The organism is Acetobacter sp. P5B1 (genome assembly GCF_018811985.1).
GTDB lineage: Bacteria > Pseudomonadota > Alphaproteobacteria > Acetobacterales > Acetobacteraceae > Acetobacter > Acetobacter cerevisiae.
In genome coordinates, this window is the sequence record NZ_JACRVS010000001.1 from 83,524 (window position 1) to 102,021 (window position 18,498).

Here is an 18,498-nt window from a genome sequence, read left to right on the forward strand (position 1 = left end):
ATGGATGCATGATTTCAATCAGTGGCCGCGAAATATACCGGCCACCCGCACAAGTCAACGAAAACAGATCACTTTTTCGTGAGCTGTCACTTCCCAGCCATGACAGCTTCAATGTCTGCCGTGACCTGAGCGGTCGGAAGCATTCCATTAATTTTATAAAGCCGTCCGGTTTTTTCGTAAAAAGGAAGAATCGGAGCCGTAAGATTCCGATACTCCTTCAGGCGCTCCACAACCGTTTCACGCTTGTCGTCCGCCCGACGCTTGAACTCATGGCTTCCGCACACATCACACTCGCCTTCCTTCTGGGGAGGCTTGGAGACTTCATTGTACGTCGCGCCACATTTGCTGCACGTAAAGCGGCCGGAGATTCGGTCTGCCAGAATGTCTTCATCAACATCCAGAAACAGAACCACATCTATTTTTTTATTTTCGGCAGACAGCATCTTATCCAGAGCATCCGCCTGCCCGAGCGTGCGCGGGAATCCATCCAGGATGAATCCTTTTGCACAATCAGGCTGCGCAATCCGGGAGTGCAGCATGGCAATAATCAGCTCATCAGGCACCAGTCGCCCGGCATCCATGAGTGATTTCGCCTGCTTCCCGATCTCAGACCCCTGGGCAACTTCTGCACGCAGCATGTCCCCCGTTGAGATCTGCACAAGACCGTATTGCTCTTCCAGCCGCTTGGACTGCGTCCCCTTCCCGGCACCGGGAGGTCCCAGAAAAATAACGTTCATCGTCTGATAATCCTCTGCTTCTTGCCTCCACGGGAGCGCCGCATAAGCCCCTGATACTGGTGCGCAACAAGATGCGACTGCACCTGCGTCACGGTATCAATCGTGACTGACACGATAATGATCAGACTGGTGCCACCAAAGTAGAACGGCACGTTGTAACGGCTGATCAGAATCTGCGGCAGCAGACACACAAGAACCATGTAGGCAGCGCCAATCGTCGTCAGGCGCGTCAGAATCTTATCAAAGTAGGTTGCCGTCGCAGCACCGGGACGAATCCCGGGAATAAAGCCCCCCTGCTTGCGCAGGTTATCTGCCGTCTCAGCCGGATTGAACGTGACCGCCGCATAGAAATACGAGAAGAACACGATCATTGCTGCATAGAACAACATATAGAGCGGCTGCCCCTGCCCCAGTTCTTCACCCAGAAACGAAAGCCATCCCGGCATGGATTTGCCGTTCATGAAGCCAGAAATCGTTACAGGGATCAGCAGCACAGATGATGCGAAAATCGGCGGGATTACGCCCGCTGTATTCACTTTGAGAGGCATATGGGTGGTATCCCCCCCAAACATCCTCTGCCCCATCTGACGCTTGGGGTACTGGATCACAACGCGTCGCTGTGCCTGCTCCATGAAGACGATGAACGTGATGGTCACCGCAGCCAGAACAAGAAACACCAACACAAAAAAGGGTGAAAGCGCGCCCGTATAGCCAAGCTGGAACAAGCTTGCCATCGCATGCGGCAGGTTTGCCACAATACCGGCAAAGATAATCAGTGAGATCCCGTTCCCAACACCGCGGGAGGTAATCTGTTCACCCAGCCACATCAGGAACATGGTGCCACCCACCAGGGTAATCACGCAGGAAACCAGAAAGAACGCACCGGGATTAACAACCGCAGATCCAGCCGCGCTGTGCATGTTTTCAAGACCGACAGCAATGCCGTAAGCTTGAAACAAAGCAATAAACACAGTGAGATAGCGGGTGTACTGATTAAGCTTTTTCCGCCCCTGTTCACCCTCTTTTTTCAAGGCTTCCAGAGAAGGAACAGCCGTAGACATCAGCTGCACGATAATCGAGGCAGAGATGTAGGGCATGATATTCAGGGCAAAGACGGTCATACGCCCAAGCGCACCACCGGTGAACATGTTGAACATGCCCAGAATGCCACCCTGATGCTGGGCCAGCAACTGCCCCATAACCGTGGCATCCACACCCGGAACCGGAATGTAAGTACCAAGACGGTAAATGATCAGCGCACCAAGAGTGAACCAAATCCGCTTTTTGAGTTCGGTTGCCTTGGCAAAGGAGCCCACATTAAAGTTGGCAGCCAACTGTTCGGCCGCGGAAGCCATGCATCCGTCCTTTCACACAAACAGCGCCACCACGTAACGCGGGACGCTGTCATGATAGTCTAAGAGTTAACCCAGACCACATCTGGAGAGGCATCGACCAGAAGAACAGTACGAAACTGCCCTTCTGGCCAAAGCATCAGGATGCGCTGGCTTCAGCAGCCTTGGGAGCTACCAGGACCTTGATGGACCCGCCAGCTTTCTCAATAGCCGCCACTGCAGAAGCAGAAGCACCAGACACTTCGAACGTGACAGCGCGGGTCAGTTCGCCTTCAGCCAGAATGCGCACACCGGCATATTTGCCCGTGCCGATCAGACCAGCATTCTTCAGCGTTTCTTCCGTCACAGCCGCGCCAGCTTCAAGCTTGCCTTCTGCAAAGGCTTTTTCAATCGCACCGAGGTTAATCGGAGCATAAACCTTGCGGAAGATGTTCTTGAAGCCACGTTTCGGCAGACGACGGTAGATCGGCAGCTGACCACCTTCGAAGCCGTTCAGGGACACGCCTTCACGTGCTTTCTGCCCCTTCACACCTCTACCGGAGGTCTTGCCTTTACCAGAACCGATACCACGACCGAGACGCTTTTTGCGATAACGAGAGCCTTCGTTATCACGCAGTTCGTTCAGATTCATATCAATCCTCCACCTTCACAAGGTGGGCCACCTTACGGACCATACCGCGGGTTGAGGGGGTGTCTTCCAACACCCGCTCACGACCGATCTTGTTCAGGCCGAGACCCACAAGGGTCTCTTTCTGACCAGGCTTGCGACCGTTGCCGGACGCAATCTGGGTGACTTTAAAGGTTTTCGCCTCAGACATCTGCAGCCTCCACAGCCGAAGCAGCCTGGTCGCGCTTACCGAAGATTTCAGCAACCTTCTTACCACGACGGTTGGCGACAGAACGAGGGCTTGCACACCGTTCCAGCGCCGAGAACGTCGCCTTCACCATGTTATGCGGGTTACGGGTCCCGAGGGACTTAGCAACCACATCATTGATGCCCAGGCTTTCGAAGACAGCGCGCATCGGGCCGCCAGCGATGATCCCCGTCCCTGCTTCAGCAGAGCGCAGGATCACTTTACCAGCACCGAAGTGACCAGCCACATCGTGATGCAGCGTACGGCCTTCCTTCATCGGCACGCGGATCATGCCACGTTTAGCACGTTCCGTAGCCTTACGGATGGCTTCCGGCACTTCACGGGCCTTACCAGCACCATACCCAACGCGGCCTTTCTGGTCGCCAACGACAACCAGAGCAGCGAAGGCAAAACGCCGACCACCCTTAACAACCTTAGCAACGCGGTTGATGGTTACCAGCTTATCAACCAGTTCATCACCTTCGCGTTCACGATCACGGCCGCCTCGACCGCCTTCTCTTGGTTCACGAGCCATTACGTGATCCTTTCCTCAGAAGGAGAGACCGCCCTCACGGGCAGCCTCCGCCAGGGCTTTCACCCGCCCATGATAAAGATACGACCCCCTGTCGAAAACAACCTGGGAGACGCCTGCAGCCACAGCACGCTGCGCAACAAGTTTACCGACAGCGCCAGCGCTATCCTTGTTAGCACCGCTCTTCAGAGACGGACGAAGTTCTTTATCCAGGCTGGAAGCGGCAGCAAGGGTGCAGCCACGCACATCGTCAATGACCTGTGCATAGATGTTCTTGCCAGACCGGAAGACCGACAGACGCGGACGACCACCAGCCTTGCGACGGAGCTGAAAACGCAGGCGAGCACGCCGACGGTTCCGCAGTTCCTGCTGAGTGCTCATTATTTCTTCTTGCCTTCCTTGCGACGAATGGTTTCCGTCTCATAACGCACACCCTTGCCTTTGTAGGGCTCAGGTTTACGAAAACTGCGAATATCAAGAGCAACCTGACCAACACGCTGCTTGTCGATACCTTCGACAAGAATAGCTGTCGGACGCGGCGTGGAGATCTTGATACCCTGCGGGATCGGATAAACCACGTCGTGAGAATAGCCCAGGTTCATCACAAGATTAGAACCCTGCACTGCAGCACGGTAACCAGTACCGTTAATCTCAAGAGCTTTTGAGAACCCTTCAGATACGCCTTTGATTGCTGTTGCAATCAGTGCGCGGGTTGTACCCCACATCATACGAGCCTGCGCTGCTGTCCCAACCGGACGCACCGCGACTTTCCCGTCTGAAATTTCCGCCTCAATGTGAGAGGAAAGCGGCAACGCGAGTTCGCCCAGCTTCCCTTTCGCCTTGAACACACCGTCTGCAATCGAGACAGTCACCCCGGCGGGAACATCAACGGGATATTTGCCTACACGTGACATTTATCCCTCCTCAGAACACGCGACAGAGGACTTCGCCGCCAACATTGGCAGCGCGAGCCTCGACATCAGACAGAACACCACGCGGTGTGGACAGGATCGAAACCCCGAGACCAGCACGCACACGCGGCAATTCTTTAATCTTGGAATACACACGGCGACCCGGGCGGGACACGCGATGAATTTCCTTAATAACCGGCTCGCCTTCGGAATACTTCAGCTCGATATGGAGCTGAGTGATGCCTTTGCGAATCTCTTCGTGTGAATAGCCACGGATGTAGCCTTCACGCTGCAGGGCATCGAGAACATTCGAACGCAGCTTGGAAGCCGGCGACACACAGGACACGTGACGTGCACGCTGTGCGTTACGAATACGGGTGAGCATATCACCCAGCGGATCAGAAAGTGACATTGTGCGCCCTTACCAGCTAGCTTTGACCAGGCCCGGGATCTGCCCGTTTGAAGCCAGATCACGCAGTGCGATACGGCACAGCTCAAACTTGCGGTAGTTACCGCGAGAGCGCCCCGTAAGTTTGCAACGGAGACGCACGCGAACACGTGAACCATTCCGCGGCAGTTCAGCCAGCTTTAAAGACGCATCAAACCGATCTTCTACAGGAAGCGAGCGGTCCATGACGATGTTTTTCAGCGCCGCACGCTTTTCCTTGTCCCGCGCAGCCATGCGTGTCCGCTTGGCATTACGCGTGATGGCAGAAGTCTTAGCCATATATTTTTATCCTCCGGAACCCTTCGAAAACCTTCGACGGTTTTCCAAGACAACAACACCTGGTGACAGATAACCTATTTCACTCAGGCAGCAAAGGGCAGATCGAATGCTTTAAGAAGCGCCTTAGCTTCCGCATCCGTCTTTGCACTGGTCACGAACACCACGTCCATCCCACGAACTTCGTCCACTTTATCGTAGTCGATTTCCGGGAAAACGAGCTGCTCTTTCAGACCGAGAGCAAAGTTACCGCGTCCGTCAAATCCCTTGTTTGCCGGCAGACCACGGAAATCGCGAATGCGGGGCATTGCGATCGTGACCAGACGGTCAAGGAATTCATACATCTGCGCACGACGCAGCGTAACTTTACAACCAATCGGCAGACCTTCACGGATCTTAAAGCCCGCGATTGCTTTTTTAGCAACAGTCTTGACCGGCTTCTGACCTGCAATCAGCGTCATTTCAGCAACAGCAGCGTCCAGTTTCTTCTGGTCGCCCGCAGCTTCACCTACGCCCATATTCAGGACAATTTTTTCCAGCCGAGGAACCTGCATGATGTTTTTGTAACCGAACTGCTCACGCAGCTTGGCGCGCAGTTCGGCTTCATAACGTTCCTGCATACGAGGAACGGAACGAACGCCCTTAGACTCACTCATTCTCGCCCCCTCAGCCTTCAATCACTTCGCCGGTTGCTTTCGCAACACGAACTTTCCGTCCGTCTTCAAGAACGCGGAACCCAACACGGGTCGGCTTCTTGGAGGCCGGATCGATCAGTTTCAGATTTGACAGATGAATGGGGGCTTCACGCGTGATGATGCCACCTTCTTCACCCATGCGCGTTGCTTTCTGGTGGCGCTTGATCATTGCAACGCCACGCACAATCGCACGATTTTCAGCCGGACGGACGGAAAGAACTTCACCCTGGGTCCCTTTGGAGGAACCGCTGATGACAACAACCGTATCGCCTTTTTTAATGCGAGCAGCCATTTATAGAACCTCCGGCGCCAGAGAGATAATTTTCATGAACTTGCGCGCACGCAGTTCACGAACAACCGGGCCGAAGATACGGGTGCCGATCGGCTCCTGCTGCTTGTTAATCAGCACAGCAGCATTCTTATCGAAACGGATGGCGCTCCCGTCGGGGCGACGAACCGGATAAGAGGTACGCACGATAACAGCTTGGTGTACGTCGCCTTTTTTCACCTTCCCGCGGGGGATGGCTTCCTTGACAGACACGACGATCACGTCGCCGACCGAGGCGGATTTCCGTTTGGAACCGCCCAGCACCTTGATGCACTGCACCTGACGCGCACCAGAATTGTCGGCCACGTCGAGGTTGGTCTCGGGATGGATCATGATCTAGATATCCTTACCTTACGCCGACACGCCAGCGGAGGACGCATCAACAACCTCACCGTTGCGTGCCACCACGGCCCACGTCTTGCGCCGGGAAATCGGTGTGCATTCGATGATGCGCACGGTATCGCCCACTTTGCAGACATTCTCTTCATCATGCGCTGCATATTTCTTAGAGCGACGGATGAACTTCTTATACAGCGGATGCATGACGCGACGATCGACAAGAACCGTTACGGTCTTGTCCATCTTGTCGCTGGTCACACGTCCGGTAAGGACGCGCCTTGGCATCGTCCAACTCCCTTCAGGAAATGGCAGCAGATGTTTTCGCACCTGCCGCAGACTTCTCAGTATTCTGCGCGACGATCGTTTTGATGCGCGCAATTTCACGACGGACCACACGAATGCGGCTCTGGCCTTCGTTCTGCCCGGTTGCCTGCTGGAACCGGAGATTGAGCTGTTCGCGCTTCAGTTCGAGCAGAAGCGCGTTCAGTTCATCGGCCGTTTTGGCACGCAGGTCAGCGGGCTTTGTTGCCTTCGCCATCTTACGCATCTCCAATTCGGGTCACAAATTTCGTCTTGATCGGCAGCTTTGCTGCACCGAGAGCCAGCGCTTCACGCGCGATCTCGGGCGGCACGCCTTCGATTTCAAACAAAATGCGACCGGGTTTCACACGGGCCACCCAGTATTCGGGAGATCCCTTGCCCGACCCCATACGCACTTCTGCAGGCTTTGTCGAGACCGGAAGGTCAGGGAAAATACGAATCCACACGCGACCGGCACGTTTCATCGCCCTGGTGATAGCCCGACGAGAGGCTTCAATCTGCCGTGCGGTGATACGTTCGGGCTGAAGAGCCTTCAGACCGAACGTACCGAAGTTGAGCGTCGTACCGCTTTTGGCCAGGCCGTGAATACGACCTTTGTGAGCCTTACGGAATTTAGTTCGCTTCGGAGAGAGCATTGTCTTCTATCCTTCGCCTCAGCGCTGAGGGGCCTGCTCGGCCGCCCGGCGGTCCTGAGCCAGTGGGTCATGGGCCAGGATCTCACCTTTGAAGATCCACACCTTCACACCGCAAGCGCCATACGTGGTCTGTGCAGTAGCCGTCCCGTAATCGATATCAGCACGGAGCGTATGCAGCGGCACACGACCTTCACGATACCATTCGATACGAGCGATTTCTGCGCCACCCAGACGACCGGAACAGTTGATCCGGATCCCCTGTGCACCCAGACGCATAGCGGACTGCACGGCGCGCTTCATGGCGCGACGGAAAGCCACACGACGTTCGAGCTGCTGAGCAATGTTGTCAGCCACCAGAGTTGCGTCGATTTCCGGCTTGCGGATCTCAACAATGTTGAGAGCCACTTCCGTACCGGCCATTTTGGTCAGCTCTTTGCGCAGAGCATCGATGTCCTGACCTTTTTTACCGATCACAACGCCCGGACGAGCCGCATAGATGGTCACGCGTGGCTTCTTAGCCGGGCGTTCGATCACAACGCGGGACACGCCAGCACCAGACAGCTTGCGACGCAGGAAAGCGCGCAGCTTCAGGTCTTCGTGCAGCAGACGAGAATAGTCGGAGTCAGCGTACCAACGGCTATCCCAGGTGCGATTGATTCCGAGCCGCAGCCCGATTGGATTGACTTTATGTCCCATACGTCAGGCCGCCTTCTGCTCAGGAGAAGCTGCTTCGGGCTCCGGAGCCCGTTCGGCAACAACAATCTTCAGATGGCTGAAGAACTTTTCCACACGGGCGGAACGACCACGGCCACGCGCATGGAAACGACGCATGACAATAGACTTTCCGACCTCAGCCGTCTTCACAACCAGCTGGTCAACGTCCAGCTGATGATTGTTCTCGGCATTAGCAATCGCGCTTTCCAGGGTCTTTTTGACTTCCTGGGCAATGCGACGCTTGGAGAACGTCAAGGTTGCGACAGCCTGAGACGCAGGCTTGTTGCGGATAAGACCCGCAACAAGGTTCAACTTGCGGGGACTAACCCGGATGTTGCGCGTAATCGCCTGCGCTTCTGTTTCCGCGAGCGTGCGCGGATGCTTCGGCTTGCTCATCTTAGCCCCGCTTCGACTTCTTGTCGGCCCCATGCCCGTGGAATGTACGGGTGGGAGAAAATTCGCCGAACTTGTGTCCGACCATATTCTCCGTCACCTGCACGGGCAGGAACTTCTGACCATTATAAACACCGAACGTCAAACCAACGAACTGCGGAAGGATCGTAGAACGACGTGACCAGATCTTGATCACTTCATTACGACCCGACGCGCGGGACGTTTCAGCTTTGCTCAGCAGATACCCGTCGACGAACGGGCCTTTCCAGACGGAACGTGCCATCTTCTATTGCCCCTTACTTGCCGGTCTTCCGACGACGGATAATCAGACTGTCCGTACGCTTGTTGACCCGAGTTTTGTAACCTTTGGTAGGCTTGCCCCACGGCGTAACCGGATGACGGCCACCAGAGGTGCGGCCTTCACCACCACCATGCGGATGGTCGACCGGGTTCATCACAACGCCGCGGTTATGCGGACGACGACCCAGCCAGCGCGCACGGCCAGCCTTACCCATGTGCTGGTTCATGTTGTCCGGGTTGGAGACTGCCCCAACCGTTGCCATGCATTCACCGCGCACAACACGCAGTTCACCAGACTGCAGCTTGATCTGTGCATAGCCGGCATCTTTACCAACCAGCTGTGCATACGTCCCGGCAGAGCGGGCCAGCTTGCCACCGGCACCCTGCTTCAGTTCGATGTTATGCACGATCGTGCCAACCGGGATGGATGCCAGCGGCATCGCGTTACCCGGCTTGATGTCAACGCGCGTGCCAGCGATGACATTGTCACCAACTTTCAGACGCTGCGGTGCCAGGATGTAAGCCAGTTCACCGTCTTCATACTTCACCAGCGCGATGAAGGCGGTACGGTTGGGGTCATATTCCAGACGCTCAACTGTGCCCAGCACGTCAAATTTACGACGCTTGAAGTCGACATAACGGTAAGACTGCTTGTGCCCGCCGCCACGGAAACGAGACGTGGTGCGACCGTTATTGTTACGACCACCCGTCTTGTTTTTGCCTTCCGTCAGCTGCTTGACCGGCTTGCCCTTCCAGAGGTCGGAACGATCGATCAGAACCGTACCACGAAGGCTCGGCGTGACGGGATTAAAGTGCTTCAGTGCCATTTGTTCCTACCCCACGTCACGCCAGTTTGGCGGTAAGGTCGATGGACTGACCTTCCGCAAGCTGGACGAACGCCTTCTTGATATCAGAACGCTGCCCCAGACGCCCCTTGAAGCGCTTGGTCTTGCCCTTCTGGACAAGCGTGTTAACGCCAACGACCTTGACGCCGAACAGTGTTTCCACAGCCACTTTGATTTCAGGCTTGGTTGCAGAGATCGCAACCTTGAAAGCAACCTGATTTTTCTCTGAAAGCGCAGTTGCCTTCTCGGTGATCAGCGGAGAACGAACAATGTCGTACATCGCTTCCCGAGAAAGACGCTCGGCTTTCTTGCGCAGAGCAAGAATGTTCGTCATGCCAGGCGCTCCTTCAGACCCTCGAGGCCAGCCTGGGTAATTGCCAGGACCTCGTGATTAAGAATGTCATAAACGTTGGCACCGATTGTCGGCAGGACATCAATGCGCGGCAGGTTGCTTGCAGCGCGCAGGAAGCCTTCATCAACAGCGGCATCAACAATCAGGGCAGACGTCCAGCCAAGCGTTTTCAGCTTTGCAGCCAGTTCGCTCGTGCGTGCCACACCAGAAGCAGACTGAAGAACAACAAGCTTGCCTTCTTTTACCTTCTGGGACAGCGCAGAAATCAGACCCAGACGACGCACCTTCTTGGGAAGGTCGTAGCCATGATCACGCACAACCGGACCATGGACAGCGCCACCGGTACGATACTGCGGCGCACGGAGAGAACCCTGACGGGCGCTACCGGTGCCTTTCTGGCGGTACGGCTTTTTGGTCGTGCCGGACACTTCGCCCATGCCTTTGACCTTATGCGTACCAGCGCGGCGCTTAGCCAGCTGCCAATGCACAACACGCGCCATGATGTCATTGCGCGGTGCTACGGAGAACAGCGCCTCGGGGAGCGTTGCAGAACCTGCGGTGCCGTTATCAAGCGTTTTGATTTCGATTTCCATGACCTCAGCCCTCCGCCGTCACGAGAGCGGCCGGGTAAGGCGCATCGACATGGCGGGCTTTTTTAATCGCATCACGGACCAGAACGACACCGTTTTTAGCTCCGGGAACGGAACCACGGATCATGATCAGGTTCTTTTCCGGATCGATCGCAGCAATTTCAAGATTCAGCGTGGTAATACGCTCATCGCCAAGATGACCAGCCATCTTCTTGTTCTTGAAGGTCTTGCCGGGATCCTGACGGTTACCGGTAGAACCATGTGAACGGTGAGAGATGGATACGCCGTGGGAGGCTTCCAGACCGGCAAAGTTCCAGCGCTTCATGGCGCCTGCGAACCCTTTACCCTTGCTGGTGCCTGTCACGTCGACTTTCTGCCCCACAACAAAGTGAGCAGCGGACAGAGAAGCACCGATGTCCAGCGTAGCATCGTCAGCTACACGGAATTCAGCCAGCTTCTTCTTCGGCTCTACCTTTGTGCGGGCAAAATGGCCGCGGTTCGGCTTAGAGACATTTTTTACCTTGGCTTTGCCCATACCCAGCTGAACGGCTGTGTAGCCATCCCGCTCCTGGGTGCGGACATCAACCACCTGCACGGAATCCACATGCAGGACGGTAACGGGCACATGTGTGCCATCTTCCTTGAACAGTCGGGACATGCCCAACTTTTTTGCGATCAATCCGGTGCGCATCGTCTGGACCTTAAAGTTTGATCTCGACATCCACGCCAGCGGCGAGGTCGAGTTTCATGAGAGCGTCCACGGTCTGCGGAGTCGGCTCGACAATATCGAGCAGGCGGCGATGAGTCCGAATTTCGAACTGTTCGCGGCTCTTCTTATCCACGTGGGGGGAACGGTTCACTGTAAACCGCTCGATATGCGTCGGCAGCGGGATAGGACCCCGAACCCGCGCACCCGTACGCTTCGCCGTATTGACGATCTCTTTCGTGCTGTTATCGAGAACACGATGATCGTACGCCTTCAGGCGAATGCGGATGTTCTGGTTGTCCATTGTTTCTTAGTCCAACACTTTACTGGTCCGGGGTAACCCGGCCGCCAAGTAAGACCCCGGCCGAAGACTCAGCCGGGGCCATCCAGTCCTAGGCTTCTAACCGATTACTCGGTGATAGAAGCAACCACGCCGGCACCAACGGTGCGGCCACCTTCGCGAATAGCGAAACGCAGGCCTTCATCCATGGCGATCGGAGCGATCAGTTCAACATCCATGGCGCAGTTATCGCCAGGCATGACCATTTCCGTACCTTCCGGCAGGTGAACAACGCCGGTGACGTCGGTCGTGCGGAAATAGAACTGCGGACGATAGTTGGTGAAGAACGGCGTGTGACGGCCACCTTCATCCTTCGTCAGGATGTAAGCTTCAGCTTTGAACTTCTTATGCGGGGTGATGGAGCCCGGCTTAGCCAGAACCTGGCCACGCTCAACGTCTTCACGCTTCGTGCCACGCACCAGCGCACCGATGTTGTCACCAGCTTCACCACGATCGAGCAGCTTGCGGAACATTTCAACGCCCGTAACGGTCGTCTTAACGGTGTCCTTCAGGCCGACGATTTCAACTTCGTCACCCACGTTCACAACACCACGCTCGACACGGCCCGTCACCACGGTACCACGACCGGAGATGGAGAACACGTCTTCGATCGGCATCAGGAACGGACGGTCAACCGGACGTTCCGGCTGCGGGATGTAGGAGTCGACCGCATCCATCAGATCCTTAACGCGGTTTTCACCGATTTCCGGATCACCATCTTCCAGAGTTACCAGAGCGGAACCCTTGATGATGGGGATATCGTCGCCAGGGAACTGATAGGAAGACAGAAGTTCACGAACTTCCATTTCAACCAGCTCAAGCAGTTCCGGATCATCAACCTGATCAACTTTGTTCAGGAAGACAACCAGAGCCGGCACACCGACCTGACGAGCGAGCAGGATGTGCTCACGGGTCTGCGGCATCGGGCCATCAGCTGCAGAAACCACGAGGATAGCGCCGTCCATCTGCGCTGCACCCGTGATCATGTTCTTCACGTAGTCAGCATGTCCGGGACAGTCGACGTGCGCGTAGTGACGCTTGTCGGTTTCATATTCCACGTGAGCCGTGGAGATGGTGATCCCACGAGCGCGCTCTTCCGGAGCCGCATCGATCTGGTCGTATGCTTTAAAGTCAGCACCACCGGATTTTGCCAGCGTCTTCGTGATAGCAGCCGTCAGAGACGTCTTGCCATGGTCAACGTGGCCGATGGTGCCGATGTTGCAGTGCGGTTTATTCCGCTCAAATTTAGCCTTAGCCATTTCTCTACTCCATACCCCGAAAACTTATCGGGATGCAGTTTTTAATAAGTCCGCCCCCACTCCACAAGGAGTGAATGCCACACCTAAAAGATTACCAGCGATAGTGGCTGAATGCCTTGTTGGCTTCGGCCATACGATGGGTATCTTCACGCTTCTTTACAGCAGCGCCACGGTTATTCACAGCGTCCATCAGTTCGTTGGACAACCGGTCCTGCATGGTGTTCTCGCCCCGTTTGCGGGAAGCGTCGATCACCCAGCGGATGGCCAGCGCCTGACGGCGCTCAGTGCGAACTTCAACAGGCACCTGATAGGTCGCACCACCAACGCGGCGAGAGCGAACTTCTACTGCAGGCTTAACGTTATCCAGAGCATTGTGGAACAATGCGACCGGATCTGCAGAAGCTCCACTCCGGCGAACCATCGCCTCGAGAGCTCCATAAACAATCCTCTCCGCAGTGGATTTTTTGCCATCATACATCAGAGCGTTCATGAAACGCGTAATGACAATATCTCCGAACTTCGGATCAGGAAGAATCTCACGCTTAACAGCGCGGTGACGGCGGCTCATACCTTAACTTCCTCTTACTTCGGACGCTTCGCGCCGTAGAGCGAACGCCGCTGACGACGCTTAGCAATACCCTGGGTATCCAGGACACCGCGAAGGATGTGATAACGCACACCCGGAAGATCCTTTACACGACCCCCACGGATAAGCACGACGCTATGTTCCTGAAGGTTGTGGCCTTCACCCGGAATATAACTCACCACCTCATAGCCGTTCGTCAGACGCACCTTTGCAACTTTACGCAGTGCGGAGTTCGGCTTTTTAGGCGTCGTCGTATAAACACGGGTGCAAACACCACGTTTCTGGGGGCAACTCTGCAGCGCGGGCACTTTGTTGCGCTTGACTGCAGGCTTGCGCCCCTTGGCAATGAGCTGGTTGATGGTCGGCATGCGCCTTTCCCGATCCTTACACAGTTCGGCCGGCTAACCTTTTTATCGGCTGCCGACTGTCATTTGAAAAACCCACCAGGCAACAACACCCGTGTGGGGCTATCTAGGCATCCGGCTCTAACTTTCCAGAGAAAGCCAACCGCATGCTTACACAAGAATTACGAATTTACCTCCGCTCCGGCACGGGAGCAGAAGCTGAGGGCTGCTAACTACCTCTCCCCCCCCCTTAAGTCAAGCGGGGTACGCGATTCTCGACCGCGAAAAGAAGAAAGAAGCCCTCACATAAAAAGAAAGGGACCAGAGCATAGCCCTGATCCCTCCTCTTCTAACGTCTTAATGACGCCTGCTCTTTACTCGGCAGCAGACCGCCCGACGCGCTGACGATCCTGAGACGCTGCGATTGCCCGCAGACGGTTCATGACGCTCCCCGTACCAGCCGGGATCAGACGACCGACAATGACGTTCTCTTTCAGACCATTCAGGGTATCCACCTTCCCTGCCGTTGCAGCCTCTGTCAGGACACGTGTGGTCTCCTGGAAGGATGCAGCAGAGATGAAGGACTGGGTCTGCAGAGAGGCCTTGGTAATACCCTGCAGCACCGGCATAGCAAGCGCAGGGCGCTCCCCAGCATTCATGCGCTTGGTATTCTCGGTCTCATACTCAATCCGATCAACGGTTTCGCCAATGAGATACGTCGTATCACCAGGCTCCAGAATTTCGACCTTCTGGAGCATCTGACGGACGATGACTTCAATGTGCTTATCGTTAATCTTCACGCCCTGCAGACGATACACATCCTGAATTTCGTTCACGAGGTAGTCGGACAGAGCCTCAACCCCCATGACTTTCAGAATGTCATGCGGCACGCGGGGACCATCAACCAGCGGATCGCCCTTCTCGACGAAGTCGCCTTCCTGAACGGACACATGCTTGCCTTTGGGGATCAGATATTCAGTCTCTTCACCCGTCTCATCGTTCTTCACGATAACGCGGCGCTTGGACTTGTAATCCTTCCCAAACTCAACACGGCCTTCCATTTCCGCGATAATCGCATGGTCTTTCGGGCGACGGGCTTCGAAAAGCTCGGCCACACGCGGCAGACCACCGGTAATATCACGGGTCTTGGACCCTTCACGCGGCAGACGTGCCAGCACGTCACCCGCATGAACTTCTGCGCCGTTTTCAACAGACAGAAGTGATTCAGGCGGCAGGAAGTAACGGGCATCGTTGCCGTTATCCAGCTTGATCACGTCGCCCTTGGCGTCCTTCAGCTGCAAGCGCGGACGCAGATCAACGCCCTTCCCTGCCTGCTTGTAGTCCACCACGGTCTTGGCAGTCAGGCCCGTCACTTCATCCATACGCTCGACAAGCGTGATGGAGTCGATCAGGTCAAGATACTCAACCTTACCAGCCTTCTCGGTGATGATCGGCAGGGTGTAGGGGTCCCACTCGGCCAGTTTCTGAGCGCGTGTGACTTCCGCACCTTCCGTCGTCAGCAAACGCGCACCATACGGCACACGATAGCGGGCTTTTTCAACCCCAGCTTCGTCCGTCAGCAGGATTTCACAGTTACGGGCCATGACAACCGGCACGCCCTGACTGTTCTGCACGACGTTGCGGTTACGAATAACCACTTTACCGTCACGAGACGCTTCGATCATGGACTGCTCAGCACCACGCTGCGCCGCACCACCAATATGGAAGGTACGCATAGTCAGCTGAGTGCCTGGCTCACCGATGGACTGGGCGGCAATAACACCGACAGCTTCACCAATGTTGACCGGCGTGCCTCGTGCAAGGTCACGGCCATAGCAGTGGCCACACACGCCAACGCGGCTGTCACAGGTCAGCACAGAGCGGATCTGAACCGTTTCCACGCCGGATGCTTCAATGCGTTCAGCATCGGCTTCGTCGATCAGGCAGTTGCGCGGCGCAACAACCTCACCAGAAGCCGGATCGATCACGTCTGCAGCCAGTGTCCGGCCGAGGATCCGTTCGGACAGAGAGGAAACAACCTCACCGCCATCCATCACCGCACGAATGGTCAGGCCGCGCTCGGTGCCGCAATCATTTTCGACAATGATGCAGTCCTGCGCCACGTCGACCAGACGACGCGTCAGATAACCGGAGTTTGCGGTCTTCAGAGCGGTATCGGCCAGACCCTTACGTGCACCATGGGTAGACGTAAAGTAATCAAGAACCGAGAGACCTTCTTTAAAGTTCGCAATAATCGGCTGTTCAATAATCTCACCAGACGGCTTGGCCATCAGGCCACGCATACCAGCAAGCTGCTTCATCTGCGCCGGTGACCCACGAGCCCCGGAATGGCTCATCATCCACACAGAGTTGATGGGCTTACCGACTTCCTGACGGGAAATCTCTTTGGTCATTGCAGCCTGGACTTCGTCCGTGCAGCGAGACCAGGCATCCACCACCTTGTTGTAGCGTTCGCCAGCCGTGATCAGACCATCCTGATACTGCTGTTCGAATTCCTTGACTTCAGCCGCCGTGCGGTCAACCAGCACTTTCTTTTCAGCCGGGATGATCATGTCATCCTTACCGAAGGAAATACCGGCCTTAGCAGCGTGACGGAAACCAAGCGCCATCAGACGGTCACAGAAGATCACCGCTTCTTTCTGACCACAGTGACGATAAACCGTATCAATAACGTCAGACACGGCTTTCTTGGTCAGCTGCTTGTTGATCAGCGAGAACGGAATGGCTTCGCTCTTCGGCAGGATCTGAGCAATCAGCACACGGCCCGGAGTGGTCACAACCGTTTCGTGGTGCTTCTTGCCGTCTGCGTCGATCGTCTCGAAACGGGCACGGATCTTGTCGTGCAGTTTCAGGACGCCAGCATTCAGAGCGTATTCCACTTCACCGATAGACGAGAAGGACGGTGCACCTTTGGTCGTCAGTTTACCAGTGGTGTCGTCATACTCGTTGCGGTCCGGCGTCACACCGAATTCAGGCGTTTCGAGGCTGAGGTAATACAGACCAAGAACAATATCCTGAGACGGCACGATAATCGGCTTACCGTTTGCCGGGCTGAGAATGTTGTTGGTGGACATCATCAGCACGCGTGCTTCAAGCTGGGCTTCGAGGCTCAGCGGTACGTGCACAGCCATCTGGTCACCGTCGAAGTCCGCGTTAAACGCAGTACAAACGAGCGGATGCAGCTGGATGGCCTTACCTTCAACCAGCACAGGCTCAAACGCCTGAATGCCGAGACGGTGAAGGGTCGGTGCGCGGTTCAGCATCACGGGATGCTCGCGGATGACCTCTTCAAGGATATCCCAGACTTCCGGACGCTCTTTTTCAACCATGCGCTTTGCAGCTTTAATGGTTGTGGCGTGGCCGTATTTTTCCAGCTTGGAGTAGATGAACGGCTTGAACAGTTCCAGCGCCATTTTCTTGGGAAGACCGCACTGGTGCAGCTTCATTTCCGGGCCAACCACGATGACCGAACGGCCAGAGTAGTCAACGCGCTTACCAAGAAGGTTCTGACGGAAGCGGCCCTGCTTGCCTTTCAGCATGTCGGACAGAGACTTCAGCGGGCGCTTGTTGGCACCTGTAATGGCACGGCCACGACGGCCGTTGTCAAACAGGGCGTCAACAGCTTCCTGAAGCATACGCTTTTCGTTACGCACGATAATATCGGGCGCACGCAGCTCCATCAGGCGCTTGAGACGGTTGTTACGGTTGATAACGCGACGATACAGATCGTTCAGATCAGACGTTGCGAAACGACCACCATCCAGCGGCACCAGCGGACGCAGTTCCGGCGGAATGACGGGAACCAGATCAAGGATCATCCACTCAGGGCGGGAACCGCTTTCTGAGAAGGCCTCAATCAGCTTCAGACGTTTGACAAGCTTCTTGCGCTTGGCTTCAGACGTCGTCTCTTTCAGTTCCTGACGCAGTTCGACCTTTTCGGCATCACAGTCGATGCGTTCAAGCACCTTCTTGATGGCTTCAGCGCCGATCCCGACTTCAATACCCTCTTCACCATATTCATCCATGGCGTCGAGGTACTGTTCTTCCGTCAGCAGAGAATACTGCTTGAGCGGAGACGTGCCAGGTTCAAGAACCAGATAGTTCTCGAAATACAGAACCTTTTCGAGGTCTTTCAGCGTCATATCGACCATCAGACCGATACGGCTCGGAAGAGACTTCAGGAACCAGATATGAGCAACAGGGCTGGCCAGCTGGATGTGACCCATCCGCTCGCGCCGCACTTTTGCCAGGGTGACTTCAACGCCGCATTTTTCACAGACAATACCGCGGAACTTCATCCGCTTGTATTTGCCGCACAGGCATTCGTAGTCCTTAATCGGGCCAAAAATACGTGCGCAGAACAGACCATCACGCTCCGGCTTGAATGTCCGGTAGTTGATTGTCTCGGGCTTCTTGATTTCACCAAACGACCAGGACCGGATCTGCTCAGGCGATGCGAGCTGAATCTTGATCTGGTCGAAGGTCATCGCCTGGCCGGTCTGGCCAAGAATTTTCATGAGTTCATTCATGTGCCGAAGCCCCCAAAGGGAAATGAGGAGCCGGAATCGTCATTCCGGCCTCCCCCTCAAAATAAAAACGGATCGTGCTGCTAAGGGTCAC

Annotated in this window: 27 protein-coding genes; all 27 read right to left on the bottom strand. The window is 55.5% G+C overall.

What is annotated here, in order from left to right; genetic code table 11:
• Nucleotides 1-86 precede the first annotated feature (86 nt).
• Entirely contained in the window at nt 87-737 is a 651-nt protein-coding gene (locus KP703_RS00340; RefSeq protein ID WP_215753457.1) for an adenylate kinase, read from the bottom strand.
• On the bottom strand, nt 734-2,092 hold the full coding sequence (gene secY, locus KP703_RS00345) for a preprotein translocase subunit SecY (protein ID WP_061509094.1): 1,359 nt from the start codon (nt 2,090-2,092) through the stop codon (nt 734-736). The genes KP703_RS00340 and secY overlap by 4 nt, the downstream gene beginning before the upstream one ends.
• 136 nt (nt 2,093-2,228) lie before the next feature.
• Nucleotides 2,229-2,720 (bottom strand): 50S ribosomal protein L15, encoded by a 492-nt coding sequence (rplO, locus tag KP703_RS00350; RefSeq protein ID WP_061509093.1) that lies wholly within the window; start codon nt 2,718-2,720, stop codon nt 2,229-2,231.
• Between the two features lies 1 nt (nt 2,721).
• Nucleotides 2,722-2,907, bottom strand: a complete 186-nt coding sequence (rpmD, locus tag KP703_RS00355; protein WP_043552264.1) for a 50S ribosomal protein L30 — start codon at nt 2,905-2,907, stop codon at nt 2,722-2,724.
• On the bottom strand, nt 2,900-3,478 hold the full coding sequence (gene rpsE, locus KP703_RS00360; RefSeq protein WP_061490106.1) for a 30S ribosomal protein S5: 579 nt from the start codon (nt 3,476-3,478) through the stop codon (nt 2,900-2,902). The genes rpmD and rpsE overlap by 8 nt, the downstream gene beginning before the upstream one ends.
• A 15-nt stretch (nt 3,479-3,493) precedes the next feature.
• Nucleotides 3,494-3,856, bottom strand: coding sequence for a 50S ribosomal protein L18 (gene rplR, locus KP703_RS00365; protein WP_043552261.1), 363 nt, complete (start codon nt 3,854-3,856; stop codon nt 3,494-3,496).
• Nucleotides 3,856-4,389, bottom strand: coding sequence for a 50S ribosomal protein L6 (rplF, locus tag KP703_RS00370; protein ID WP_061509092.1), 534 nt, complete (start codon nt 4,387-4,389; stop codon nt 3,856-3,858). The genes rplR and rplF overlap by 1 nt, the downstream gene beginning before the upstream one ends.
• Before the next feature lie 10 nt (nt 4,390-4,399).
• Nucleotides 4,400-4,798, bottom strand: coding sequence for a 30S ribosomal protein S8 (gene rpsH, locus KP703_RS00375; protein ID WP_025826465.1), 399 nt, complete (start codon nt 4,796-4,798; stop codon nt 4,400-4,402).
• 9 nt (nt 4,799-4,807) lie between these two features.
• Nucleotides 4,808-5,113, bottom strand: coding sequence for a 30S ribosomal protein S14 (gene rpsN, locus KP703_RS00380; RefSeq protein ID WP_025826462.1), 306 nt, complete (start codon nt 5,111-5,113; stop codon nt 4,808-4,810).
• A gap of 83 nt (nt 5,114-5,196) precedes the next feature.
• Entirely contained in the window at nt 5,197-5,766 is a 570-nt protein-coding gene (gene rplE, locus KP703_RS00385; protein ID WP_061509091.1) for a 50S ribosomal protein L5, read from the bottom strand.
• 10 nt (nt 5,767-5,776) lie between these two features.
• Complete coding sequence (rplX, locus tag KP703_RS00390) at nt 5,777-6,097, bottom strand: 50S ribosomal protein L24 (RefSeq protein WP_043552253.1); 321 nt, start codon at nt 6,095-6,097, stop codon at nt 5,777-5,779.
• Nucleotides 6,098-6,466 carry a 50S ribosomal protein L14 gene (gene rplN / locus KP703_RS00395; protein ID WP_006557767.1) on the bottom strand — a complete coding sequence of 123 codons (369 nt, stop codon included), beginning with the start codon at nt 6,464-6,466 and terminating at the stop codon, nt 6,098-6,100. It lies immediately after the preceding gene.
• Between the two features lie 18 nt (nt 6,467-6,484).
• Complete coding sequence (rpsQ, locus tag KP703_RS00400; RefSeq protein WP_043552251.1) at nt 6,485-6,757, bottom strand: 30S ribosomal protein S17; 273 nt, start codon at nt 6,755-6,757, stop codon at nt 6,485-6,487.
• Nucleotides 6,758-6,770: 13 nt separating this feature from the next.
• Nucleotides 6,771-7,010: a 50S ribosomal protein L29 gene (gene rpmC / locus KP703_RS00405; RefSeq protein WP_061509090.1), complete on the bottom strand. Its 240-nt coding sequence runs from the start codon at nt 7,008-7,010 to the stop codon at nt 6,771-6,773.
• A gap of 1 nt (nt 7,011) precedes the next feature.
• The gene (gene rplP, locus KP703_RS00410; RefSeq protein ID WP_025826454.1) at nt 7,012-7,428 is read right to left on the bottom strand and encodes a 50S ribosomal protein L16; all 417 of its coding nucleotides are present in this window, start codon (nt 7,426-7,428) and stop codon (nt 7,012-7,014) included.
• A gap of 18 nt (nt 7,429-7,446) precedes the next feature.
• Nucleotides 7,447-8,124 (bottom strand): 30S ribosomal protein S3, encoded by a 678-nt coding sequence (gene rpsC / locus KP703_RS00415; protein ID WP_043552247.1) that lies wholly within the window; start codon nt 8,122-8,124, stop codon nt 7,447-7,449.
• A gap of 3 nt (nt 8,125-8,127) precedes the next feature.
• On the bottom strand, nt 8,128-8,538 hold the full coding sequence (rplV, locus tag KP703_RS00420) for a 50S ribosomal protein L22 (protein WP_043552246.1): 411 nt from the start codon (nt 8,536-8,538) through the stop codon (nt 8,128-8,130).
• A gap of 1 nt (nt 8,539) precedes the next feature.
• Complete coding sequence (gene rpsS / locus KP703_RS00425) at nt 8,540-8,818, bottom strand: 30S ribosomal protein S19 (protein WP_025826448.1); 279 nt, start codon at nt 8,816-8,818, stop codon at nt 8,540-8,542.
• 13 nt (nt 8,819-8,831) lie between these two features.
• A complete protein-coding gene (rplB, locus tag KP703_RS00430) occupies nt 8,832-9,662 on the bottom strand; it encodes a 50S ribosomal protein L2 (protein WP_043552244.1) in 831 nt (276 codons plus the stop codon).
• A 16-nt stretch (nt 9,663-9,678) separates the two neighbouring features.
• Nucleotides 9,679-10,014: a 50S ribosomal protein L23 gene (locus KP703_RS00435; protein WP_043552242.1), complete on the bottom strand. Its 336-nt coding sequence runs from the start codon at nt 10,012-10,014 to the stop codon at nt 9,679-9,681.
• Nucleotides 10,011-10,625 (bottom strand): 50S ribosomal protein L4, encoded by a 615-nt coding sequence (rplD, locus tag KP703_RS00440; protein ID WP_061491253.1) that lies wholly within the window; start codon nt 10,623-10,625, stop codon nt 10,011-10,013. Before rplD ends, KP703_RS00435 begins: the two co-directional genes overlap by 4 nt.
• Before the next feature lie 4 nt (nt 10,626-10,629).
• Nucleotides 10,630-11,313, bottom strand: a complete 684-nt coding sequence (gene rplC, locus KP703_RS00445) for a 50S ribosomal protein L3 (RefSeq protein WP_043552239.1) — start codon at nt 11,311-11,313, stop codon at nt 10,630-10,632.
• Between the two features lie 10 nt (nt 11,314-11,323).
• Nucleotides 11,324-11,632 carry a 30S ribosomal protein S10 gene (rpsJ, locus tag KP703_RS00450; protein WP_007282720.1) on the bottom strand — a complete coding sequence of 103 codons (309 nt, stop codon included), beginning with the start codon at nt 11,630-11,632 and terminating at the stop codon, nt 11,324-11,326.
• Between the two features lie 104 nt (nt 11,633-11,736).
• A complete protein-coding gene (gene tuf / locus KP703_RS00455; protein ID WP_215753458.1) occupies nt 11,737-12,927 on the bottom strand; it encodes an elongation factor Tu in 1,191 nt (396 codons plus the stop codon).
• 91 nt (nt 12,928-13,018) lie between these two features.
• Nucleotides 13,019-13,495: a 30S ribosomal protein S7 gene (gene rpsG / locus KP703_RS00460; RefSeq protein ID WP_043552235.1), complete on the bottom strand. Its 477-nt coding sequence runs from the start codon at nt 13,493-13,495 to the stop codon at nt 13,019-13,021.
• A gap of 14 nt (nt 13,496-13,509) precedes the next feature.
• Nucleotides 13,510-13,881 carry a 30S ribosomal protein S12 gene (gene rpsL / locus KP703_RS00465; RefSeq protein ID WP_025826436.1) on the bottom strand — a complete coding sequence of 124 codons (372 nt, stop codon included), beginning with the start codon at nt 13,879-13,881 and terminating at the stop codon, nt 13,510-13,512.
• A gap of 350 nt (nt 13,882-14,231) precedes the next feature.
• Nucleotides 14,232-18,407, bottom strand: a complete 4,176-nt coding sequence (gene rpoC, locus KP703_RS00470) for a DNA-directed RNA polymerase subunit beta' (RefSeq protein ID WP_062141830.1) — start codon at nt 18,405-18,407, stop codon at nt 14,232-14,234.
• Nucleotides 18,408-18,498 lie beyond the last annotated feature (91 nt).